Origin of the sequence: Mycobacterium sp. E3251 (assembly GCF_001666835.1) — a bacterium.
Classification (GTDB): Bacteria; Actinomycetota; Actinomycetes; order Mycobacteriales; family Mycobacteriaceae; genus Mycobacterium.
This window is the reverse complement of the sequence record NZ_LZJF01000042.1, coordinates 12,829-35,231: the sequence shown is the minus strand read 5'-3', so window position 1 is coordinate 35,231 and position 22,403 is coordinate 12,829. Positions and strand designations below refer to the sequence as shown.

Annotated in this window: 20 protein-coding genes; 10 read left to right on the top strand and 10 right to left on the bottom strand. The window is 67.7% G+C overall.

The features are described from left to right. Window positions 1-16 precede the first annotated feature (16 nt). The 5 genes from A5697_RS28715 to A5697_RS05530 all read right to left on the bottom strand — a co-directional run bounded on the left by A5697_RS28715 (window position 17) and on the right by A5697_RS05530 (window position 6,234). Entirely contained in the window at window positions 17-718 is a 702-nt protein-coding gene (locus A5697_RS28715) for a DUF5631 domain-containing protein (protein WP_068008664.1), read from the bottom strand. Window positions 719-3,109: 2,391 nt separating this feature from the next. After that, a complete protein-coding gene (locus tag A5697_RS28710; protein WP_369806071.1) occupies window positions 3,110-3,310 on the bottom strand; it encodes a hypothetical protein in 201 nt (66 codons plus the stop codon). Window positions 3,311-3,822: 512 nt separating this feature from the next. Next, on the bottom strand, window positions 3,823-4,152 hold the full coding sequence (locus A5697_RS05540) for a DUF2563 family protein (RefSeq protein WP_068008659.1): 330 nt from the start codon (window positions 4,150-4,152) through the stop codon (window positions 3,823-3,825). A gap of 111 nt (window positions 4,153-4,263) precedes the next feature. Next, window positions 4,264-4,773, bottom strand: a complete 510-nt coding sequence (locus A5697_RS05535; protein WP_068008656.1) for a pullulanase — start codon at window positions 4,771-4,773, stop codon at window positions 4,264-4,266. Between the two features lie 24 nt (window positions 4,774-4,797). Further along, a complete protein-coding gene (locus tag A5697_RS05530) occupies window positions 4,798-6,234 on the bottom strand; it encodes a CCA tRNA nucleotidyltransferase (RefSeq protein ID WP_068008653.1) in 1,437 nt (478 codons plus the stop codon). A gap of 270 nt (window positions 6,235-6,504) precedes the next feature. Between A5697_RS05530 and A5697_RS05525 the strand changes: the two genes are divergently transcribed. The 10 genes from A5697_RS05525 (at window position 6,505) to A5697_RS05480 (ending at window position 18,064) form a co-directional block, all read left to right on the top strand. Next, window positions 6,505-6,732 (top strand): hypothetical protein, encoded by a 228-nt coding sequence (locus A5697_RS05525; protein WP_068008714.1) that lies wholly within the window; start codon window positions 6,505-6,507, stop codon window positions 6,730-6,732. Between the two features lie 5 nt (window positions 6,733-6,737). After that, the gene (locus A5697_RS28260; RefSeq protein WP_068008651.1) at window positions 6,738-7,043 is read left to right on the top strand and encodes a hypothetical protein; all 306 of its coding nucleotides are present in this window, start codon (window positions 6,738-6,740) and stop codon (window positions 7,041-7,043) included. Window positions 7,044-7,132: 89 nt separating this feature from the next. After that, complete coding sequence (locus A5697_RS05515) at window positions 7,133-7,867, top strand: NUDIX hydrolase (protein ID WP_068008648.1); 735 nt, start codon at window positions 7,133-7,135, stop codon at window positions 7,865-7,867. Next, window positions 7,864-10,245 carry a hypothetical protein gene (locus A5697_RS05510; protein ID WP_068008647.1) on the top strand — a complete coding sequence of 794 codons (2,382 nt, stop codon included), beginning with the start codon at window positions 7,864-7,866 and terminating at the stop codon, window positions 10,243-10,245. The genes A5697_RS05515 and A5697_RS05510 overlap by 4 nt, the downstream gene beginning before the upstream one ends. Then, a complete protein-coding gene (locus A5697_RS05505; protein ID WP_068008644.1) occupies window positions 10,242-13,862 on the top strand; it encodes a murein biosynthesis integral membrane protein MurJ in 3,621 nt (1,206 codons plus the stop codon). Before A5697_RS05510 ends, A5697_RS05505 begins: the two co-directional genes overlap by 4 nt. 65 nt (window positions 13,863-13,927) lie before the next feature. Continuing rightward, complete coding sequence (gene sigM / locus A5697_RS05500; protein ID WP_067948106.1) at window positions 13,928-14,539, top strand: RNA polymerase sigma factor SigM; 612 nt, start codon at window positions 13,928-13,930, stop codon at window positions 14,537-14,539. Further along, a complete protein-coding gene (locus tag A5697_RS05495) occupies window positions 14,532-15,260 on the top strand; it encodes a hypothetical protein (protein ID WP_068008642.1) in 729 nt (242 codons plus the stop codon). The genes sigM and A5697_RS05495 overlap by 8 nt, the downstream gene beginning before the upstream one ends. 90 nt (window positions 15,261-15,350) lie before the next feature. After that, window positions 15,351-16,358: a thioredoxin-disulfide reductase gene (trxB, locus tag A5697_RS05490; RefSeq protein ID WP_067948109.1), complete on the top strand. Its 1,008-nt coding sequence runs from the start codon at window positions 15,351-15,353 to the stop codon at window positions 16,356-16,358. Then, window positions 16,355-16,708: a thioredoxin gene (gene trxA, locus A5697_RS05485; protein ID WP_067948111.1), complete on the top strand. Its 354-nt coding sequence runs from the start codon at window positions 16,355-16,357 to the stop codon at window positions 16,706-16,708. The genes trxB and trxA overlap by 4 nt, the downstream gene beginning before the upstream one ends. A gap of 135 nt (window positions 16,709-16,843) precedes the next feature. Beyond that, window positions 16,844-18,064 carry an N-acetylmuramoyl-L-alanine amidase gene (locus tag A5697_RS05480; protein WP_068008639.1) on the top strand — a complete coding sequence of 407 codons (1,221 nt, stop codon included), beginning with the start codon at window positions 16,844-16,846 and terminating at the stop codon, window positions 18,062-18,064. On the opposite strand, the gene A5697_RS05475 is transcribed toward A5697_RS05480, so the two are convergent. The 5 genes from A5697_RS05475 to A5697_RS05455 all read right to left on the bottom strand — a co-directional run bounded on the left by A5697_RS05475 (window position 18,061) and on the right by A5697_RS05455 (window position 22,403). Further along, window positions 18,061-18,813 (bottom strand): acetyltransferase, encoded by a 753-nt coding sequence (locus A5697_RS05475; protein WP_067948115.1) that lies wholly within the window; start codon window positions 18,811-18,813, stop codon window positions 18,061-18,063. The genes A5697_RS05480 and A5697_RS05475 overlap by 4 nt on opposite strands. A 265-nt stretch (window positions 18,814-19,078) precedes the next feature. Continuing rightward, the gene (locus tag A5697_RS05470; protein WP_067948117.1) at window positions 19,079-20,062 is read right to left on the bottom strand and encodes a ParB/RepB/Spo0J family partition protein; all 984 of its coding nucleotides are present in this window, start codon (window positions 20,060-20,062) and stop codon (window positions 19,079-19,081) included. Window positions 20,063-20,085: 23 nt separating this feature from the next. Beyond that, on the bottom strand, window positions 20,086-21,066 hold the full coding sequence (locus tag A5697_RS05465) for a ParA family protein (RefSeq protein WP_082953248.1): 981 nt from the start codon (window positions 21,064-21,066) through the stop codon (window positions 20,086-20,088). After that, window positions 21,063-21,788 carry a 16S rRNA (guanine(527)-N(7))-methyltransferase RsmG gene (gene rsmG / locus A5697_RS05460; RefSeq protein ID WP_068008636.1) on the bottom strand — a complete coding sequence of 242 codons (726 nt, stop codon included), beginning with the start codon at window positions 21,786-21,788 and terminating at the stop codon, window positions 21,063-21,065. The genes A5697_RS05465 and rsmG overlap by 4 nt, the downstream gene beginning before the upstream one ends. A gap of 57 nt (window positions 21,789-21,845) precedes the next feature. After that, complete coding sequence (locus A5697_RS05455) at window positions 21,846-22,403, bottom strand: R3H domain-containing nucleic acid-binding protein (protein WP_067948121.1); 558 nt, start codon at window positions 22,401-22,403, stop codon at window positions 21,846-21,848.

Here is a 22,403-nt window from a genome sequence, read left to right as displayed (position 1 = left end):
TATCAATCCGGGCTTTTTAAGAGCCGCCATGCCTGGAGATCGCCGCAAACCAAGCTAGGTGGTAATTCGCCAGGTACTCGTGGTCGTCGATTAGCGCTTCGATCGCCGCCAGAAGCATCCAGTCGCCAACTGCGGCCTGGTCATGGTGGGGGTACGCGATGAGAACCTCGTGCTGAACGTCTGCGATGCATTCATGCAATAGTTGGGCCTCGTTTTCGAGGACGCCGGTTTTCCGCACAGCGGGCGTCGCGATGGCCTGAGCGATCCGCGGCAGGCCGTCGCGACGTCGAACGGCCTCTACGAGGGTCGGCCCGAGTTCATCGACGTGGGGCGCGGTGGCGCGGGCTAGGCGATCTCCCGTCAGGGGCGACTCCTCAGCGCCAGGCTCGCCCACATAAGTGTTGGCATGGTGGGCGGCCGCGACCACTATGGCGCCCAGCAAGTCCACTACGCTCGCGTCTCGGCGACGCGAGGCTGGCTCGAGCAGGGTGACGTGGGCGGGCAGCCGGACGTGCGGTGGTATCCATCCGCCGGCGAGGTCGGTGACCAGCAGAGTGGTAGTGCCGTCGTCCCGTAGCCCGGCGGCCCAGGACAGCCGCGGCTCCTGGCGGGCTACCGCGTCGACAATCCGTTGCAGCCGTTGCTGTTCGACCGCCCTGTTCGACGCGACACCGGCGGTAGCGCCAGCCGTGGCGGACGCCGCCGTTGCGCCGGTCAATGTTGATGAGCTAGCTCCGGCCTGCCCAGCGGCGGCACCTTGCGCCGCCCGCTCAACTGGGGAAACTAGTGGTCCGCCGGCCGATGGGGATGAACCTGGTGAAGGCGCGACCGGTGCGCCGGATACCGGTCCCGCGGGAGTCGCAGGCATGGTCGAGGGTGTAGCCATCGGTGGACGCAGGTCAGAACCGTATGCGGGCAACGGACCAGCAGGACCGCCGGTGACGGGCGGTGCCGTCGCTGACCACGAGCCGCCAGTCACCACGGCAGGCGCTACCGCGGTCGCCCCGCCACCGACCGGAGCCGGCGCATCCGGCGCGGCCGGTGGTGTATCAACCGGAGCGTTCGCCGCAATGAATGCTCCGCCAGCTGGGACACTGGGCGCTACCGGCGGAGGAGCCGGAGCACCCGTTTCGTTAGTCGGGGGTGATCCACCCTCCATCGCATTAATCGCGTTTGTCGAGAGCGCTTGCGGACCCGCGCCTGCCGATTGCCCCGTCGCCATTCCGCTCGCGAACGATTGGCCTAATCCGGGTGAGACGCCTTGACCCAACCCCCCCGTGGTCGACACTGGTGCACCAGGCATCGCGGATGTCCCCGGCGCTAGTGGTACGCCTGCATTTGCCACTTGTACACCGTGTGGCGCTGCGCCTGGTGGTCCGGCCGGCAAGGTCCCTGCCTTGATAGGACCGCCGGCAAATCCAGTCGTTGTCGGCGGGGCGGCATGCGGATTGGTGCCTAGGGCACCGCCGCCACTGCCGCCACCGCCAGGGCCGCCAGCGGTTCCGGTTAGCGCTGGGTAAGGCCCCTGCACGCCACCACCCGGTGGTCCCTCCACGCCACCATGAGGCCCACCGGGGCCGCCGGTGGCTCCCGCTGCCGGGTTGAGATCTTCCTGTCCGATCGGGCGGGGCCGCGGAACACGGCCAGCATCGAATCCCTGCTCCCGCCCCCACGTCCTGGCATCGCTAGCAATACCTTCCTTTGCAAGGATCTTCTGCGTTGCGGCCGTCATGTTGGTAACCGCATTGTCAGATGCGAGTTCTGCCTGAGCGTTGCACTTAACCTGTACTGCCTGGATCTCAGCTAGTTTTTCCAATTCGGGTCTTTTGGATGCGATTATCCTGTCAATTTCGTCGTTTCCCTCGCTAGCGATGACACTGAGGCGGGTACGCAGGGCGTCAATTTCATTGGCGCAGGAATTTAGCCCCGCCGCTTTTGCTTGATACTTTTCAGCCAGATCTAGGTGCAACTGTTCACCCTGGAAAAAGCGGGCGCTCAGGTCGTCGGCGGTGCGGCCCTGGTTATGCGCCAAGAGCGCGGCGCGCTGGTTACGCAGATCTTGTGAATACTGCTCCTGCTGCAGGCACGCCTGACTCCAGTACTGCGCAGCAACTCGCAAAGCCACCGGTGGGCCCGCCCACCACGGGCCGATCAGCGGAATGGTCCACTTGCCGGGCGGCAGATCAGCCGCCGCCACCGCATACCTTTTTCAGCGCAGCGTCTTTGCTATTTATGTCATCGACGGCGACACGATATTCTTCGTCGGTGGCGACACTCCCAAGTGCATTCGCAGTGCGGTATGCCGTCGCAAGTGCCCGGGCGGGGTCGCGATGGTTGGCGTCGAGAGACGGATCTGAAGCAGCGTCGTCGAGCATGCCTGCGGCGTTGGCCAACGCGATTCGAGCTAGCGCTTTGTCAGTGCCATTTGTTTCCACCCGAACGGAACGCGCCGCCAAGTCGTATGTAGCGCACAATTGTCGCTGGGCTGCGGAGATGTGGTCTGGAGTGTAGGTCGGCGGTGGGTTTGCAGGGGCTGACACTGTCGGTCGCATGAACGCGACTATCAATGCCGCTAACGCCACCAATCCGGCAAACCCTGCGAGAGCGGTGGGCAACCAATAGCTTGGGCGGCGCGCGAGTGGTGTCGGATAACTCGGTCTCCATGGACCCGCGGGTGGACCCCCGACCTGTCCACCATGGAAATTAGGCGTGGGGTGTTCCACCATGCGCCTCCTCACAGTTCCTCCGGGTGCTTCCTCAACGCTCCCGGTTGGCCCTCAGTTTTCTCAATAGTGGAACAGGCAACGGAGACGGGGACAAATCACCGTAGGCGTGCACCCCCGCCCTAATGCGCATCACCGTGTTCGTCTCGTTCGATCACATTCGCAATGCCCTAGACACGACTTCGGTAAACACGGCTAGGTCAACGCCTCCCGACCCAGACAGGGGCGAGACCCCAGTCTTAGCGGCCACCGTTGCTAACGTTTCTCGTGACCAAGGTGCATACCCGCGATTGCCTAGTTCCTCGTTGCCTGTCCTCGGCGTCGATATCGCCCATCTTCACTTGCGATCGATCGGATCACGCCAGGTCCACTCACCCTTCGACGGGTCAACTCCCACTGCAGACCCTCTTCATCGCGGTGTCTTTGTTGTTGACGTCTCTAATCGTTGACTGCCATAAGGGATCATCACGTTGCTGCACTGTGGCGGCGGTCGCCTGAGAATTGCTATACGCCTCAGCCAGCGCAAGCGCGGCGTCTTTGTCGCCAGACGGCAGTGCCGGATTTGTAATCACCGCGTGTTCAAGCATTGCTGCTCCATTGACAACCGCAATGCCGGATAAGGCTGGGTTGTCGCCGTTCGTTTCTATCTGGACGGCACGCGCGGCCTGGTTGTAGACGTCGCAGAGCTTCTTGTGCGCGGCAGCCGACTCCGCCGCAGTGTGCGTCGGTGCCGCTGACGTGGTCGGTGAGCCCGGCGCGGAGTCATTCGTAGACCGTGTCGCCGCCACAACTAGCGCGACAGCGCCCAATAGGACGGCGATGGATGCCAGTGCAATCGCCGGCCATATCCGTCGACGCTTCGAAGGTTGAGGCGGATAGGGCGGCTGCCACTGGGCATGCGGCGGGGCAATTGGTGGTTCCCCAGCGAAGTTTGGAGGCAGATCCCCCATGCAACCCTCCCCACATTGCCTCAGCCCATACGAGCCGTTCCGTTGAATTATCCACGTGCACTGCAGACCAACACCAAAAGAGACCGCATCAATACGATCCCCTTGCGATAACAGTGCTCCCCGCAACCGGAGCGACGAGGCTGAAGCAATCAAATGCGCGGTGCTGAAGTACCGGCCCCCGGGCGCACCGCCTGCATTTCGTCGGCATTCTGCTCGTCCATGCTCGTGAACCCCTTGGCCGCGTGATGGGCCTTCGCGCCGACATCGGTCAGCGTCTGCTTGTGCCCCTGCAGGGTCTGCACGTGCTGCGTGTGCGCGGCGCTGACCGCCGAATGGAACGAATCGGCCGCGGCGAAGTCGCCGAACATCCCCGCCCCCAGCGGTCCCCGCGCGAGCTGGTCGGCTCCCTCTTGCGCGTGTCCGCCCGCACGATGCGAATCGTTGCCTCCGGAGTGCAATAGCGCTGTGTCGACGAACATTGCCACCCCTCTCGAATCCGATTCGGCGACACGCAATCGCATGTCACGCCGCTATTGACCAGGCTAAATAGCCCAGCGGAACTGGTCAATTCACCGCTGGCCCGGTCGCCCTTAAAGCGCGCTAGCACCGTCGGCCAAGCCGTCCCCATCGCTATCACTCAGCCGTACATTCCATTTGCCGTCGCCGTCCGTGTCGACGTATCCGGTGACGCCGCCTTCGTCGGCGCACAACACCCGGTCGGCGAGTCCGTCGCCGTCGATGTCGAAGAGCTGGTCGTCGGCCCGGCCCTGGCCGTCGAAATCGACCAATGGTCCGCCGGTGTGCTCGACGCCATCGAGGCCGAACCACCTAAGCTGCCGTCCCTGGTCCGTGGGTATCCCCCAGGTCCCAGACCCGTCATCGGTGAAGTACGCCTCGGGCGTGCCGTCGTTGTCGAGGTCGAGCACCGCGTGATCGGCGATGCCGTCGCCATCGAGATCCGCGAGCGCGTCGTCGTGCAATCCATCGCCGTCGAGGTCCAGCCCGAAGGCATCCAGCCGGCCGTCGCCGTCCAGGTCAAGGTCGAGGTCGCGGTGCCACATGTCCGCCGTGCCGTCGTCGCCACTCATGCAGTAGTCCACGAAAGATGGGACGCGAGACCGCCGCTACGGGTTCCCCCGTGATTGCCACCAGCTCAGCAGTTCCGCGGTCGCCTCGTCGGCACTCAACGGCCCGCGCTCCAGGCGCAGCTCTTTGAGAAAGCGCCACGCCTCGCCGACCTGCGGGCCGGCCGGGATGTCGAGCAGCTTCATGATCTGGTTGCCGTCGAGGTCGGGACGCACGCGGGCCAGATCTTCTTGGGCCGCCAGCTCGACGATCCGCGCCTCCAGCCGGTCATAGCTGGCCTGCAGCCGTGCGGCCCGGCGCTTGTTGCGGGTCGTGCAGTCGGCGCGCACCAGCTTGTGCAGCCGCGGCAGCAGCGGCCCGGCATCGGTGACGTAGCGGCGCACCGCGGAATCGGTCCACTTCCCCTCGCCGTACCCGTGGAACCGCAGGTGCAGATACACCAACTGGGAGACGTCGTCGACCATCTGCTTGGAATACTTCAACGCCCGCAACCGCTTTCGGGCCATCTTGGCGCCGACCACTTCGTGGTGGTGGAAACTCACGCCGCCGTTGGCTTCGTGCCGCCTAGTGGCCGGCTTGCCGATGTCGTGGAGCAGCGCGGCCCAGCGCAGCACCAGATCCGGGCCGTCATCCTCCAGGGCGATCGCCTGCCGCAGCACGGTCAGCGAATGCTGGTAGACGTCCTTGTGCTGGTGGTGTTCGTCGATGGCCATCTGCATGCCACCGACCTCGGGCAACACCACGTCGCCCATGCCGGTCTGCACCAGCAGGTCGATGCCGGACACCGGGTCGTCGCCGAGAAGCAGCTTGTCCAACTCGGCGGCCACCCGCTCGGCGCTGATCCGGGCCAGCTCGGGGGCCATCTCCTCGATCGCGTCGTGCACCCGCGGGGCGACGGCGAAGCCGAGCTGCGAGACGAACCGCGCCGCGCGCAGCATCCGCAGCGGGTCATCGCCGAAGGACACCGACGGCGCCGCCGGGGTGTCGAGCACCCGGTCGCGCAGCGCCGCCAAACCGCCGAGGGGATCGAGGAATTCACCCGGCCCGTCGGGCGTGATGCGCACGGCCATCGCGTTGGCCGTGAAATCGCGGCGCACCAAATCGTCTTCAAGGCGTTCGCCGTACTGCACCGCGGGTTTGCGCGAGACCTGGTCGTAGGCGTCGGCGCGGAATGTGGTGATTTCCAGGCGGTGGTCGCCCTTGCCCACACCGACGGTGCCGAAGTCGATGCCGGTGTCCCACAAGTTGTCGGCCCAGCGCCGCAGGATCTGCTGAATCTGCTCGGGGCGGGCGTTGGTGGTGAAGTCCAGGTCGGGACTGAGCCTGCCCAGCACGGCATCTCGCACCGAGCCGCCGACGAGGTACAACTCGTGGCCCGCGGCCTCGAATGCCGAGCCCAGCTCGCGCAGCATGGGCGCGTGTTGGTTCAGGGCGACCGCGGCGGCGGCAAGCAGCTCGACATCGGCTTCGGACACGTTCGATCAGCGTAGTCGGCCGGGGCCCCAAAGCCCGTGTGAGGAGCCTCGCACGCATCCAAGGTGAATTGACCGGCCGGCCGGCGCTAGTAGCGTTACGCGCCACGGGAAGGGTGGAACGTTGGGGCAATGCGGCACATTGCAAAGCGGTCGGCGAACAGTATGTCGAGTCCTGAGCAAGTGAATTTCTTCGATGCCCGCGCTTGGCGGACGGCGACATGGTCGGCGCCACTCGTCGTTCAACTGATTCTGGCCGCGCTGCTCATCGCGATGTGGCTGCTGGGTAAGTGGCCGTTCGAAACCCACAGCGCATACGCCGGTGAGCGCGCATGGATGCTGACCGCCACCGTCCTGACGACGTTGGCGTCGCTGCTGATTGGCGCCGCGTTGCTGAGGTCGACTTCACCCCGTAGTCGCGGTCTTGGCATCAGCGTTCTGAGCTGTTCGGCCGTCGTGCTTGCCGGCGGAACGGTTTTCGCATACTTGGTCCTGCGCTGAAGCCGATGACAGGCCAAGATCGCGTCGGCGCATCCAGTCACTATGGCCCGTTGACTTTCGCAGTAGCCATAGCCCACATCTTCGTCGTGGACCTGGTCACGTGGCTGTTCGTTCTGCCCATGTGGCCCTTGGTAATTATCGTTCTGCCGGTGACGCTGGCATACATCGGCGTCAGCGCCCTCATCGCACGGGCATCGGGCAGATGCGGTCAGGTCGGCCGCGGAATGATGATCGGCAGCCTGTCCGGACCACTTTCACTGCTTCTCTTTGGTGCCGCTTTCGTTATCGCCCACGCAATCGGCCCACTCTGACCACACACACTCGGTCCTGAGCCATCGCGCGCCCCGCTAGCGGCGAGTATGTCCTGGGAGCGGATGCCGTGCCAGCTACTATCGCTTGGGTGTCGGACGGCGAACAAGGCAAGCCACGCAGGCGCCGGGGGCGGCGGCGCGGTCGTGGCGCTGCGAGTTCGACCGAGAATCAGACGAACGGCCAAGCCCCCACCGACTCGACGCCGACGAAATCGCGCCGATCCCGGTCGCCTCGCCGCGGACCGGACCGGCTGCGGACCGTGCACGAAACCTCCGCCGGAGGACTGGTCATCGACGGCCTCGACGGGCCCCGTGACTCTCAAGTCGCGGCGCTCATCGGCCGCATCGATCGCCGGGGACGGATGCTCTGGTCGTTGCCCAAGGGGCACATCGAGCTCGGTGAGACCGCAGAGCAGACCGCTATAAGAGAAGTCGCCGAGGAGACCGGCATCCGCGGCAGCGTGCTGGCCGCGCTCGGGCGCATCGACTACTGGTTCGTCACCGACGGCCGCCGGGTCCACAAGACCGTGCACCACTATTTGATGCGCTTCTCCGGCGGCGAGTTGTCCGACGAGGACCTCGAAGTGGCCGAGGTGGCCTGGGTGCCGATGCACGAGCTGCCGTCGAAGCTGGCCTACGCCGACGAACGTCGGCTGGCCCGAGTGGCCCACGAGCTGATCGACAAACTGCAAAACCACGGCCCCGCCGCCTTGCCACCGCTGCCACCCACCTCTCCCCGGCGCCGCCCGCAGACGCACTCGCGCACCCGGCATGCCGACAAGCCGGCGACCAGCCGGAAGAACGGCCACGGGCCAGGGCCGTGACGGCGCCGCGACTCTGCTTGTTACGCCTCGCGGCGGTGATCGGCATCGTGGCCGGGTTCGCGATGCTCACCGCACCCGTCATGCCGCGCGCGGCTGCCGGCGAGCCGGGCGTGACGCCGTTCGTGCGCGTCCGCATCGACCAAGTCACCCCGGATGTGGTCACCACGTCCAGCCAACCCGTCGTCACCGTCAGCGGCATGGTGACCAACATCGGCGACCGCCCCGTCCGCGACGTCATGGTCCGCCTCGAACACGCGGGCGCGATCACCGCGTCCACGGGCTTGCGGACCACCCTGGACGGCGACACCGACGGATACCAACCGGCCGCCGATTTCCTCACGGTCGCTCCCGAACTGCAACGCGGCCAAGAAGCCGGCTTCACCCTGTCGGCGCCGCTGCGCTCGTTGACCAAACAGTCCTTGGGGATCGACAAGCCCGGCATCTACCCGGTCCTGGTCAACGTCAACGGCACACCCGACTACGGCGCCCCCGCCCGCCTCGACAACGCGCGGTTCCTACTGCCCGTGGTCGGCGTGCCCCCCGACCAGGCCGGCGACCTGGGCTCCGCCGTCGCGCCCGACACCTCCAAACCCGTGTGGATCACCATGTTGTGGCCGCTGGCCGACCGGCCCCGGCTGGCCCCCGGCGTGCCCGGCGGCACCATTCCCGTGCGCCTGGTCGACGACGACCTGGCCACCTCCCTGGCCAGCGGCGGCCGGCTCGACATCTTGCTGTCCGCGGCCGAGGTCGCCACCAGCCACGACGTCGACCCGGACGGCGCGGTCGGCCGCGCGTTGTGCCTGGCCGTCGACCCCGACCTGCTCGTCACCGTCAACGCGATGACCGCGGGCTACGTGGTGTCCGATTCGCCCGAGGGCCCCGCGCAACTTCCGGGCACCCCGACCCATCCGGGCGCCGGACAGGCCGCCGCGGCCGAGTGGCTCAACCGGCTGCGCGCCCTCGCGCACCGCACCTGCGTGGCACCGCTTCCCTACGCGCAAGCCGACCTGGACGCCCTGCAACGCGTCAACGACCGAGGCCTGAGCGCCACCGCCACCACCGATGTCAACAGCATCGTCGACCGCATCCTGGACGTGGCCTCCGTCCGCGGCGCCACGCTGCTGCCAGACGGCCCGCTGACCAACCGCGCGGTCAACCTGATCGGCGCCAACGAAAGCTCCGTCGCCATCGCCGCCGCCGACTTGTCCGCCGCGGACGCGCAGGGCTCCGCCGAGGCCACCGTCGACACCGCGCCGCGACGGCTGTCCCCCCAAGTCGTGGTCGCGCCGTTCGACCCGGCGGTGGGCGCCGCGCTGGCGGGGGCGGGAAGCTCCCCCGCCGTCCCCACCTACCTGGACTCGTCGCTGACGGTCCGGCTCGCGCATGACTCGGTGACCGCACGCCGCCAGGACGCCTTGGGCTCCATGTTCTGGCACGCCTTGCGCCACGACGACGCGCCCCGCACCCAGATCCTGGTCCCGCCCGCGACGTGGAACTTGCAGGCCGACGACGCACACGTGATCTTGACCGCGCTCACCACCACCATCCGGTCCGGTCTTGCGGTACCGCGACCGCTGCCGGCGGTAATCGCCGAGGCCTCGACCCGCGCCGAGCAGTCCGAGCCGGCCGGGGCCTACACCTCGGCGCGCGGCCGATTCGGCGACGACGTGACCGCCGCGGTGGCCGGCCAGGTCGGCAGGCTGTGGGGCCTGACCTCGGCGCTGAGCACCGACGAGCGCACCGGGCTGACCGGCATCCAGTACACGGCGCCCCTGCGCGAAGACATGCTGCGCGCGCTGAGCCAATCCGAACCGCCCGACACCCGCAACGGAATGGCCCAGCAGCGCCTGGCCGTCGTCGGCAAGACGATCAACGACCTGTTCGGCGCGGTCACCATCGTCAACCCGGGCGGCTCCTACACCCTGGCCACCGAGCACAGCCCCCTGCCGCTGGCGCTGCACAACGGCCTGGCCGTCCCCATCCGGGTGCGGCTGCAGGTGGACGCCCCGCCGGGGATGACGGTCACCGACGTGGGCCAGATCGAATTGCCGCCGGGATACCTCCCGCTGCGGGTGCCGATCGAAGTGAACTTCACCCAGCGGGTCGCCATCGACGTGACGCTGCGGACCCCGGAGGGCCTGCGGCTCGGTGAGCCCGTCCGCCTGTCGGTGCATTCCAACGCCTACGGCAAGGTGCTGTTCGCCATCACCATGACCGCTGCGGCCGTGCTGATCTTGCTGGCCGGCCGACGCCTGTGGCACCGCTTCCGCGGCCAGCCCGACCGCGCCGACCTGGACCGGCCGGACCCACCGGAGGCCAGGTCCGCGCGCGCGGACGACCAGACCGACGATCGGGTCGAGCAAGAGCACCGAGTATGAAACCCGCTCACCGGCAGGCCGCACCGCAACACCCGCGCCCGCCACAGCCGCCGCGGCGACCCCGGACCTCGGGCTCGCCGCCCACGGGCCCCCTGCCGCCCGTCCCGGCGGGGATCGATCGCCGGCGACCCGAACTGTCCGACGCGGCGCTGGTATCGCGGTCGTGGGCGATGGCCTTCGCCACGCTGGTCAGCCGGCTGACCGGCTTTGGCAGGATCGTGCTTCTCGCGGCCATCCTGGGGGCCGCGTTGTCCAGCGCGTTCTCGGTGGCCAACCAGCTACCGAACCTGGTGGCCGCGCTGGTGCTCGAGGCGACCTTCACCGCCATTTTCGTGCCGGTGCTGGCCCGCGCCGAACAGAGCGACCCCGACGGCGGCGCCGCGTTCGTGCGGCGCCTGGTCACGTTGACGACCGCGCTGCTGGTATTCGCGACCGCGCTGTCGGTGCTCGCCGCGCCGCTGCTGGTGCGGCTCATGCTCGGCCGCGCCCCGCAGGTCAATGAGCCGCTGACCACCGCGTTCGCCTACCTGCTGCTCCCCCAGGTGCTCGCCTACGGCCTGACGTCGGTGTTCATGGCGATCCTCAACACCCGCAACGTGTTCGGGCCGACCGCGTGGGCGCCGGTGGTCAACAACATCGTCGCCCTCGCGACCCTGGCGGTGTACGCGGTCGTCCCGGGCGAACTGTCGGTCGACCCCGTCCGGATGGGTAACACCAAGCTGTTGGTCCTCGGCATCGGCACCACGCTGGGCGTCTTCGCGCAGACCGCGGTGCTGCTGGTGGCGCTGCGGCGCGAGCGGGTCGATCTCCGGCCCCTGTGGGGAATCGACGAGCGCCTCAAGCGCTTCGGCACGATGGCCGCGGCGATGGTGCTCTACGTGCTGATCAGCCAGCTCGGGCTGGTGGTCGGCAACCAGATCGCCAGCACCGCGGCCGCCTCGGGTCCCGCGATCTACAACTACACCTGGCTGGTCCTGATGCTGCCGTTCGGCATGATCGGCGTGACAGTGCTGACCGTGGTGATGCCACGGCTGAGCCGCAACGCCGCCGCCGACGACACCAAGGCCGTGCTCGCCGACCTGTCGCTGGCCACCCGCCTGACGCTGATCACGCTGATCCCGATCGTCGCGGTCATGACCGTCGGCGGTCCCGCGATCGGCAGCGCGTTGTTCGCCTACGGCCACTTCGGCGGAGTCGACGCCGGATACCTGGGCGCCGCGATCGCCCTCTCGGCGTTCACCCTTATCCCCTACGGCCTGGTGCTGCTGCAGCTACGCGTCTTCTACGCGCGCGAGCAGCCCTGGACGCCGATCGTCATCATCCTCGTCATCACGGCCGTCAAGATCGTCGGATCCGTCCTGGCGCCCCACCTGACCGACGACCCCAAGCTGGTGGCCGGTTATCTGGGGCTGGCAAACGGCATCGGGTTTTTGGCCGGCGCCGTCATCGGTTACCTCTTGCTCCGGCACACCCTGCTGCCGACGGGCGGCCACCTGATCGGCAGGGGTGAGCTGCGCACCATCCTGGTCACGATCACGGCCTCTATGCTCGCCGGTCTGGTCGCCCATGTGGCCGACCGGCTGGTGGGGCTGGACCAGCTGACCGCGCACGGCGGCGCCGCGGGCTCGTTGCTGCGCCTGCTCATCCTGGCCGTCATCATGCTGCCGATCATGGCGACGGTGATGCTGCGCGCGCGCGTCCCGGAGGCGCAGGCCGCGCTGGACGCCGTCAGACGCCGCTTCGGGGGCCGTGCGGCAGTTCCCCGCAAACCGATGACACAGGATCGATCGTCCGGCCGGTCCCCGGTCACGTACCCTGAGCAGAGGAATTCGTCCCCGCCTGGGGTAAATGCGGTCCAGGAGCCGATCCGGCGCAGACCTCCGGAGCGGGCAATCCCAGCCCGGATAGCGAAAGGACCGGAGGTGACCGACCGCCCTGTCGAGAGTGCCGCGTCGGGTGCCGAGCTGCCACGACCGGTTGCCGACGACTTCCAACCCGACATTCCCGCCGACCGCCCGTCCGAGCCGGCGCCGCCGCGCGCGTCCGACCAGCGCAACGGCGACGTTGCGCCGGAGTCGCGTGGCGGCCCGGCCCCGTTTGACGCGCCCCGCGACCGTGGCGGGGACCCGGCCGGAGATGACGTCCATTTGGTTCCCGGCGCTCGCATCGCCGGCGGCCGCTATCGCCTGCTGGTCTTCCACGGCGGCGCGCCGCCCCTGCAGTTCTGGCAGGCGCTCGACACCGCGCTGGATCGGCAGGTGGCGCTGACCTTCGTCGACCCCGACGGCGCGTTGCCCGACGAGGTGCTGCAGGAAATCCTGTCCCGCACGCTTCGGCTCAGCCGCATCGACAAGCCCGGCATCGCCCGGGTGCTCGACGTGGTCCACACCGGCCACGGCGGCCTGGTCGTCTCGGAGTGGGTGCGGGGCGGTTCGCTGCAGGAGGTGGCCGACACCGCGCCGTCGCCCGTCGGCGCCGTCCGGGCCATGCAATCGCTGGCCGCGGCCGCCGACGCGGCCCACCGCGCCGGTGTCGCGTTGTCGATCGACCACCCGAGCCGGGTGCGCGTCAGCATCGAGGGCGACGTCGTGCTGGCGTACCCGGCGACCATGCCCGACGCCAACCCGCAGGGCGACATCCGCGGTATCGGCGCAGCGCTGTACGCCCTGCTCGTCAATCGGTGGCCGCTCGCGGAGTCCAGCGTGCGCAGCGGGCTCGCGCCCGCCGAACGCGATTCGACGGGCCAGCCCGTGGAGCCCATGGTGATCGACCGCGGCATTCCCTTCCAAATTTCGGCCGTCGCGGTCCGCGCGGTTCAGGAGGATGGCGGAATACGCAGCGCCTCAACGCTTTTGAACCTGCTGCAACAGGCGACTGCGGTAGCCGACCGCACCGAGGTGCTGGGCCCGATCGATGATTCGCCGGCGCCCGCGGCCGCGCGTGCGTCCGCGGATCAGGACGACGCGACCCTGGCACGTAGGCGTCGCAATCTGTTGATCGGCGTGGGCGCGGGCCTCGTCGTCATCGTGGTGGCCCTGCTGGTCCTGGCGTCGGTGGTGAGCAAGATCTTCGGCAACGTCGGCGGCGGCCTCAACAAGGACGAGCTCGGGCTGAACAACCCCTCCTCCTCCACCTCGTCGTCGGCCCCCAGCTCCGCGGCCGCCGGCAGCGTGGTCAAGCCGACCAAGGCGACGGTCTACTCCCCCGACGGCGATGCCGACAACGCCGGCACGGCGGGGCAGGCGATCGACGGCGACCCCTCGACCGCCTGGGCGACCGAGGTCTACACCGATGCGGTTCCGTTCCCCAGCTTCAAACAGGGTGAAGGCCTGATGCTGCAGTTGCCCAGCGCCACCGTTGTCGGGCAGGTCACCATCGACACGCCGAGCAGCGGGACGAAGGTCGAGATTCGCTCGTCGGCGACGGCCTCCCCGGCGTCACTGAACGACACCACCGTGCTGGCGCCCGCCTTCACGCTCAAGCCGGGTCACAACGTCATCCCGGTCCGAGCGGGTTCGCCGACGTCGAACCTGTTGGTGTGGATCTCCACGCTGGGGACCACCAACGGCAAGAGTCAAGCCGGCTTCTTCGAGATCACGGTCCAGGCCGCTTCCTGATTCGCGCTCACAACGCCTTGCCGTGGTGAAGTGCCGCCCCGCAACCGATTGGTTACTGTCCGGCCGTGGGCTCCCGGGGAGACATTCAGCGCGACCGCAGTGATGCCGAGCTGCTGGCAGCCCACGTCGCCGGCGACCGGCACGCCTTCGGCGAGTTGTTCCTGCGCCACCAGCGACAGCTGCACCGGCTGGCCCGGCTGACCACGCGCACTGCCGAGGACGCCGAGGACGCCCTGCAAGAGGCCATGCTCTCGGCGCACCGCGGCGCCGGCGCGTTTCGGCATGACGCCGCTGTCGGCAGCTGGCTGCACCGCATCGTCGTCAACGCATGCCTCGACCGGCTGCGGCGCACCAAGGCCCACCCGACCGTCCCGCTCGAAGACACCTACCCGGTGGCCGATCGAACGGCTCAGGTCGAGACCGCAATGGTGGTGCAGCGCGCCCTGATGCGGCTTCCCGTCGAGCAGCGGGCCGCGGTGGTCGCCGTCGACATGCAGGGGTACTCGGTGGCCGACACCGCCGCCCTGCTCGGCGTCCCCGAGGGCACCGTCAAGAGCCGGTGCGCACGGGCGCGGATGCGCCTCGCCGAGCTTCTCGGCTATCTCAAAGCCGCGCCCGACCTGGGCCCACCCATGGCCGTCAGGCAGCGCATGACGGACACTGGGGCGGATGAGTGAAGCCGACGACGAAGCCGACGAGCCGCCCCTGACGGTCGAGCTTCTCGCCGACCTGCAGGCCGGTCTTCTGGACGACGAAGCCGCGGCCCGCGTGCGTCGACGGGTCCGCGATGACCCGCAGGCCGAGCAGGTTCTGCGCGCCCTCAACCGGGCGCGCTGTGACGTCGCGACGCTGGGAGGCGACCCGGCACCCGATGTTCCGCCCGAGGTCACCGCCCGGATCTCGGCGGCGCTGGCCTCGGCTGAGGCCGACCAGCCGGTCGCGCACTCCGCGCGGCCCCGGATCCGGCCCGCGCGGGTGGTCGCCGTGGTGGCGGGCGTGGGCGCGCTGCTCGCGGCGATCGGCGTGGGCTCCGCGGCTCTGATCACCGCGCCGGAGCCCGCGCCGAACACCCCGGTCACCGCCGAGCACATCACGGTGTCGACCCCGCCGATGGTGGTGCCGCTGTCGCGGGAGGAAATACTGGCCCTGCTCGACCAGAGCCCGGATTACGGCCCCCTCGGTGACCCGGCCCGGCGCGCCTCCTGCCTCACCGGCCTCGGCTATCCGGCGTCCACACAGGTGCTCGGCGCACGCCGGGTCGAGATCAACGCCCGCCCCGGCGTCGTGCTGGTGGTAGCGGGCGACACTCCCCACAGCCTGGCGGTCTATGCGGTCGCGCTGAACTGCAGCGCCGCTGACACCGGTTTGTTGGCCAACACCGAAGTTCCCCGCCCTTAGTGTGGTGCGGTGGGTTGTCCGACACCCGGGAACAGCCGTGCCTACGCTGGCGTTTGTACGAGTCCAGGGACGATCGTTTGAAAGGGTTCCATGACCGCCGACACTGTGCACGACGTGATCATCATTGGTTCGGGTCCTGCTGGGTACACCGCGGCGTTGTATACGGCGCGGGCGCAGTTGGCACCGGTGGTGTTCGAGGGGACGTCGTTTGGTGGCGCGTTGATGACCACCACCGAGGTGGAGAATTTCCCGGGCTTTCGTGACGGCATCACCGGTCCCGAGTTGATGGACCAGATGCGCGAACAGGCCCTCCGTTTCGGGGCCGATCTGCGGATGGAAGACGTCGAATCGGTTTCGCTGGACGGTCCGGTCAAGTCGGTGACGACCGCCGAAGGCGAGACCGTCCGCGCGCGGGCGGTCATCTTGGCCATGGGCGCGGCGGCGCGGTATCTGGGGGTCCCCGGTGAGCAGGAGCTGCTGGGCCGCGGGGTGAGTTCCTGCGCGACCTGTGACGGGTTCTTCTTCAGAGACCAAGACATCGCGGTGATCGGTGGCGGGGACTCCGCGATGGAGGAGGCCACGTTCTTGACCCGGTTCGCGCGCAGCGTCACCCTGGTGCACCGCCGCGACGAATTCCGCGCCTCGCGCATCATGCTCGAACGCGCCCGGGCCAACGACAAGATCACCTTCGCGACCAATAAGGCCGTGCTGAGCGTCGAAGGCGATCAGACGGTGACGGGTTTGCGGGTGCGCGACACGCTGACCGGTGAGGAGTCGACCCTGCCCGTGACCGGTGTGTTCGTGGCGATCGGTCACGATCCGCGCTCGGAGTTGGTGCGCGATGTCCTCGACACCGATCCAGAGGGTTACGTGCTGGTCCAAGGCCGCACGACGGCCACCTCGATCGAGGGGGTGTTCGCCGCCGGGGACTTGGTGGATCGCACATACCGCCAGGCGATCACCGCCGCCGGCAGCGGCTGCTCAGCGGCCATCGACGCCGAACGCTGGCTGGCCGACCATGTCGAATCGAGCTCTGCGGCTCAAAGCGACGCAACCGAATTTCCTGGCAGTACCGAGATGATTGGAGCACCTCAATGACCGACTCCGAAAAAGCCGGGGCCACAATCGAAGTCTCTGACGCGTCATTCTCCACGGAGGTGTTGTCCAGCAATAAGCCTGTGCTGGTTGACTTTTGGGCGACCTGGTGCGGGCCGTGCAAGATGGTCGCACCGGTGCTGGAGGAAATCGCGAGCGAACGCGCCGAGCAGCTCACGATCGCCAAGCTCGATGTGGATGCCAATCCGGAGACCGCGCGCGACTTCCAAGTCGTCTCCATCCCCACCATGATTCTGTTCAAAGACGGCCAGCCGGTGAAGCGGATCGTCGGCGCCAAAGGCAAGGCGGCGCTGCTGCGGGAGCTCGCGGACGCGGTTCCCAACCTCAGCTGATCCTGATCTGAGTTCGCCGCACCACACCCCGACGTTCAGCCTGGGGTTTTCCCGAATATGCGAAGCATCTGCGACAATTGCTGTTAGCTGTTGCTCAGATCCGAGCCTGTCAGTGTGTCCCGGAGGGCCTTTGGTATGTCGAGTCCGCGCCGTGAATACGGCGATGCGCTGCGCTGTGGTGACCGTAGCGCAGCTGTGACCGAGATCCGGGCTACGTTGGCAGCGCTAGGGCTGCTGGACGGCGCCGAAGATGATCTCACCACCGGCCGGCACGTGCCCCCCGAGCTCTTCGATATCGAACTCGACCAGGCGGTACGCGCTTTTCAGCAGCACCGCGGCCTGCTGGTGGACGGCATCGTCGGCGAGGCCACCTATCGGGCGCTGAAAGAGGCGTCCTACCGGCTCGGCGCGCGCACGCTCTATCACCAATTCGGTGCCCCGCTCTACGGCGACGACGTCGCCACCCTGCAGGCCCGGCTCCAGGACCTCGGTTTCTACACCGGCCTGGTCGACGGCCACTTCGGGCTGCAGACGCACAACGCGCTGATGTCCTACCAGCGTGAGTATGGGCTCGCCGCCGACGGCATCTGCGGTCCAGAAACATTGCGCTCCTTGTACTTTCTGAGTTCTCGCGTCACGGGCGGTTCACCGCACGCCATTCGCGAGGAGGAGCTGGTCCGGAGATCAGGACCCAAGCTGTCGGGCAAGCGGATCATCATCGATCCGGGTCGCGGCGGCACGGATCACGGCGCGCTCATGCAGGGTCCGTCAGGCCCGGTCAGCGAAGCGGATGTGTTGTGGGACTTGTCAAGCCGCCTCGAGGGGCGGATGACCGCCATCGGCATGGAAACCTTCTTGTCACGGCCGGTCAACCGCAGTCCCTCCGACGCCGAACGCGCCGCCACGGCCAACAACGTCGGGGCGGACCTGATGATCAGCCTGCGCTGTGAAAGCCAGCCCAGCCCCGCGGCCAACGGCGTGGCTTCCTTTCATTTCGGAAACTCGCACGGCTCGGTGTCCACCATCGGGCGCAATCTGGCGGATTTCATTCAACGAGAAGTGGTGGCCCGCACCGGGTTACGGGATTGCCGAACCCACGGCCGGACATGGGATCTGCTGCGTCTGACGCGGATGCCCACGGTGCAGGTGGACGTCGGCTACATCACCAATCCACAGGATCGCGCAATGCTGATCTCGACGCAGACCCGCGACGCCATCGCCGAAGGCATCCTCGCCGCGGTCAAACGGCTCTACCTCCTGGGCAAGAATGACCGGCCCACCGGCACTTTCACCTTCGCCGAACTACTGGCCCACGAACTGTCCGTGGACCGCGCCAGCCGGCTCGGCGGCTCCTAGCCGATTTCGGCGCCCTGCAACGCATTTCCCGACGCGGACCCGGCCCCTACCGGCTCTTGCAGTTGTGCGTTTTCCAGCAGGCGCTCCAGGGCCGCCTCGACTTCGGCCTTCCACCCGAGGCCCTTGTCCAGTTCGAGGCGCAGCCGCGGAAAGTAGGTGTGCGGCGCCACCACAACGAAACCCGCGTCCTGCAGAAACTCCGCGTCAATCACGCAGTGGTCCACCGAGCAGTCACCGACGGCCTCCAGCACCGGCCGCACATCAGGGCCAGCCGTCAGCGGGTCCTGCAACTCCGACGCCGCCGGCGTGCGGCCGAAGGCTTCCAGCGCCCGCACTCCGCGCCGAACCAATTCGTCGATCACCCGGGCGAGCAGCCCGTGCAGCACATCGTCGGCGGCCTGCCCCGGCTCGATGCCCATCGAAGTCAGCAGCACCGCGTCCGCGGAGACCGGCGCGGTGGGGAACCGCTGCGCCCGCGGCACCGCACGCGGCGGCGCGTAGAAGACGTAGCCCAGGCACGGCGGTTCGCTTTGGCTTCGGTCGTCGACGGCCGCGGTCGCGACTTGACCGCATGACCCCCACTCCAGCATGACCATCGACAGCCAAGCTTCCTTCTCGAACTCCGGATCGGCGAGGTGGTCCTGATTACCGAGGGTCGCTGGGTCGACCTCCCAGTACACGCAGCGGCGCGCATGCTTGGGAAGCTGTTCGAAGGCCTCGAGGCGCAGCGGGGTGATTCGAGCGGACACTAGCCTCCTGGCTCCTGTGCGGTACTGCAGCCAATGGCACCGGCAACCCCTCCAGGATAAGAGAGGAGGTCGCAATCCGGCCAGCTTTGTCGTCGAGGCACCGATCACGGCCCCGGAACGCTCAGTGCGTTACCGTCCAGACCGATTTGTTACCGAAAATCGTTGAAACGCATGTGCTTTCGTAACTCGGTGCGCCCGACGGCCCGGTGTTGCTCATCCGTAACCGATCCGGTGTCACAGTGACGTAATTACAGGGTATGACCGGTCACGCCTTGGCGGTGGTCATCATGTCGATGATTCGCTGCAAATCGTCCACGGAGCCGAATTCCACGACGATCTTGCCCTTGCGTTTGCCCAGGCTGACCGTCACCCGGGTGTCGAAGGCGTTCGACAGCCGATCGGCCACTTCCTGGAGTCCCGGCATCTGGATCGGCTTCCGCCGCTGCGGGGCGGGCGTGCTCGCGCCGCTGCGATTGGCCAGCGTCACGGCCTCCTCGGTCGCCCGCACCGACAATCCCTCCGCGACGATCCGGCTGGCCAGCTCCTCCTGCGCCTCGGGCCCGCCTTCCAGCGATAGCAGAGCGCGGGCGTGACCGGCCGACAGCACGCCTGCGGCCACCCGCCGCTGCACCGGAATCGGCAGCTTGAGCAACCGAATCATGTTGGTGATCAACGGGCGCGAACGGCCGATGCGCGAGGCGAGTTCATCGTGGGTGACGCCGAATTCGTCGAGCAGCTGCTGGTAAGCCGCCGCCTCTTCCAAGGGGTTGAGCTGCACCCGGTGGATGTTCTCCAGGAGGGCGTCGCGGAGCAGGTTGTCATCGCCCGTCTCGCGCACGATGGTGGGGATGGTGGCGAGCCCTGCCTCTTGGGCGGCCCGCCAGCGCCGCTCCCCCATCACGATCTGATACCGCGGGCCCGTCTTCGCTCCGGGCACGGCCCGCACCACGATCGGCTGCAGCAGACCGAACTCGCGGATGGAGTGCACCAGCTCGGAGAGCGCCTCGTCGTCGAACACCTGCCGCGGCTGGCGGGGATTGGGCTCGATGTCGGCCGGTGCGATTTCGCGATACACCGCGCCCGCCGGCGCCAGCTCCGGGCCCGGTCCGCCGATCAACACGTCCGCCGCCGCGTCCCCCATCCGCGGACCGAGGGTCGCGGGGCCCGAGTCGCCTTCGGCCGGACCGGTCGGGATCAGCGAAGCCAGTCCCCGGCCGAGGCCACCCTTCTTGCGTAACGGCTGCGTCATGGTCGTCCCTTCACGGATGGTGGTCAATCGCGTTCGGCGAGTTCGCGGCTCGCGTCGAGATAGCTCATCGCCCCGCGCGAACCGGGGTCGTAGTCGATGATGGTCATGCTGTAGCCGGGCGCCTCGGAGACTTTGACGCTGCGCGGGATCACCGTGCGCAGCACCTTGGTTCCGAAGTACCGGCGCACCTCTTCGGCGACCTGGTCGGCGAGCTTGGTCCGGCCGTCGTACATGGTGAGCACCACGGTGCTCACGTCGAGCTGCGGGTTCAGGTGGGCCTTCACCATCTCGATGTTGCGCATCAGCTGTGACACACCCTCGAGCGCGTAGTACTCGCACTGGATCGGGATCATCACCTCGGGCGCGGCGACGAGCGCATTGATGGTCAGCAGTCCCAGCGACGGTGGGCAATCGATGAAGACGTAGTCGAAGTCGAGGTCGTCCAGTTCCGCCAGGGCGGTCCGCAGCCGGTTCTCTCGCGCCACCATGCTGACCAATTCGATCTCGGCGCCCGCCAAGTCGATGGTGGCGGGAACGCAGAAGAGTCGCTCATTGTGCGGGCTGCGCCGCAGCGCGTCCTTGACGGCAACCTCGCCGATGAGTACCTCGTATGACGAAGGCGTGCCCGACTGCCGATCGGTGATACCGAGGGCTGTGCTCGCATTGCCCTGCGGGTCGAGATCGATGACCAACGTCTTGAGCCCCTGCAGCGCCAGGGCCGCGGCCAAGTTGACCGCTGTGGTGGTCTTGCCGACGCCGCCCTTCTGATTCGCGACGGTCAGGATTCGGCGATGACTCGGTCGGCGCAGCGGCGGATAAGTGGTGTGCAGGATCCGCATCGCCCGCTCGGCGGCGGCGCCTATCGGCGTATCGAATTCGTCCGCTGTTTCACGTGAAACATTCGCCGCGGGGTCCCCGATCGCCTCCGTCGGCCGGTGCTCCGGCGCAACGGTCGCGGGTGCCTGGACGTGCGCGGCGCTCGGCGATTCTCCCGGATTGCTCATCGGTTTCCGGCCTTCCCCATCCGTGCCGGCTGCTGGCGCGGCTGCCTTCCGCGTCGGGCGATCACTACGGTCGCGGGGGGACGCAAATAGGTCGCGCCACATGTCACCACCCTGGCATCAACGGCGCCCGATGCTGCCATCACACGCCGGTACTGTTCAAGTTCGTCGCGTCCGCGCTCGCCCTTGATCGCGAGCATCCGACCGCCCGGCCGCAGCAACGGTGTGCTCCACTTCGCCAACTTGTCCAAAGACGCAACCGCTCGTGACACCGCCGCATCCCTTTCCCCGAACTGGTGACGTACCCACAGTTCCTCGGCACGGCCGCGGACTACTTCGACGGCTAACCCTAGTTGGTCGACGACCTCGCTGAGAAATTCGCTGCGGCGCAACAACGGCTCGAGCAGCACCACGTCGAGATCCGGACGTGCAAGTGCCAGCGGGATGCCGGGCAGTCCCGCGCCGCTGCCGATGTCGATGACCCGCTCCCCCGGCTCGAGCAACTCCGCGAGCGCAGCGCTGTTGAGCAGATGGCGGTCCCAGATGCGCTCCACTTCGCGCGGGCCGAGTAGTCCTCGTTGCACGCCGGGGCCAGCCAACAGCTCCGCGTACCGTCGCGCCAGGCCGAGGCGCGGACCGAAGATCGACGCCGCGGCTTCCGGCTCCGGCGAGGCGGGCTGGTCCCCGTCGGGTTCGACCGAGCCGACATGTTTCACGTGAAACATCCTCTGCTTTGCCTGCGCGAGACCGGGCAGCCGCCGGAACTACACAGCTGTAACTCGCTAGTCGTGCAGGACCACAACTCGTCGCGCGGGCTCCACGCCCTCGCTTTCGCTGTGCACGCCCGGCACCGCCGCGACAGCATCGTGAACGATCTTGCGCTCGAACGGCGTCATGGGTGCCAGCTCCTCGCGTTCACCGGATTGCAGCACGCGCCGCGCCACCTTGTCGCCAAGGGCCGCCAACTCTTCGCGGCGCCGCCGGCGCCAACTGGCGATGTCGAGCATCAACCGGCTGCGGACGCCCGTCTTCTGGTGCACGGCCAATCGGGTGAGCTCCTGCAGCGCGTCCAGCACCTCGCCGCCGCGGCCCACCAACTTGTTCAAGTCATCGCTACCGTCGATGCTCACGACCGCCCGGTTGCCTTCGACGTCCAGATCGATGTCACCGTCGAAGTCCAACAGGTCCAACAACTCCTCCAAGTAGTCGCCGGCTATCTCGCCCTCGGCGACCAACCGCTCCTCTTGGTCGTCGAAGTCCTCGGCGCCTTCCTCAGTCGGCCGCTCGGCTTCGAGTTCGGTATCCGCGTCGCGTTCGGTGGTGGTGTCTGCGTCGGTCAT

Bases quoted from the DNA above. Each gene is read 5' to 3' on its own strand.
- A5697_RS28710 (WP_369806071.1), bottom strand. From the start codon at position 3,310: ATGCTTGAACACGCGGTGATTACAAATCCGGCACTGCCGTCTGGCGAC.
- A5697_RS05540 (WP_068008659.1), bottom strand. From the start codon at position 4,152: ATGTTCGTCGACACAGCGCTATTGCACTCCGGAGGCAACGATTCGCAT.
- A5697_RS05525 (WP_068008714.1), top strand. From the start codon at position 6,505: ATGTGGCTGCTGGGTAAGTGGCCGTTCGAAACCCACAGCGCATACGCC.
- A5697_RS28260 (WP_068008651.1), top strand. From the start codon at position 6,738: ATGACAGGCCAAGATCGCGTCGGCGCATCCAGTCACTATGGCCCGTTG.
- A5697_RS05505 (WP_068008644.1), top strand. From the start codon at position 10,242: ATGAAACCCGCTCACCGGCAGGCCGCACCGCAACACCCGCGCCCGCCA.
- A5697_RS05495 (WP_068008642.1), top strand. From the start codon at position 14,532: ATGAGTGAAGCCGACGACGAAGCCGACGAGCCGCCCCTGACGGTCGAG.
- trxB (WP_067948109.1), top strand. From the start codon at position 15,351: ATGACCGCCGACACTGTGCACGACGTGATCATCATTGGTTCGGGTCCT.
- trxA (WP_067948111.1), top strand. From the start codon at position 16,355: ATGACCGACTCCGAAAAAGCCGGGGCCACAATCGAAGTCTCTGACGCG.
- A5697_RS05480 (WP_068008639.1), top strand. From the start codon at position 16,844: ATGTCGAGTCCGCGCCGTGAATACGGCGATGCGCTGCGCTGTGGTGAC.
- A5697_RS05470 (WP_067948117.1), bottom strand. From the start codon at position 20,062: ATGACGCAGCCGTTACGCAAGAAGGGTGGCCTCGGCCGGGGACTGGCT.
- A5697_RS05465 (WP_082953248.1), bottom strand. From the start codon at position 21,066: ATGAGCAATCCGGGAGAATCGCCGAGCGCCGCGCACGTCCAGGCACCC.
- rsmG (WP_068008636.1), bottom strand. From the start codon at position 21,788: ATGTTTCACGTGAAACATGTCGGCTCGGTCGAACCCGACGGGGACCAG.
- A5697_RS05455 (WP_067948121.1), bottom strand. From the start codon at position 22,403: ATGACCGACGCAGACACCACCACCGAACGCGACGCGGATACCGAACTC.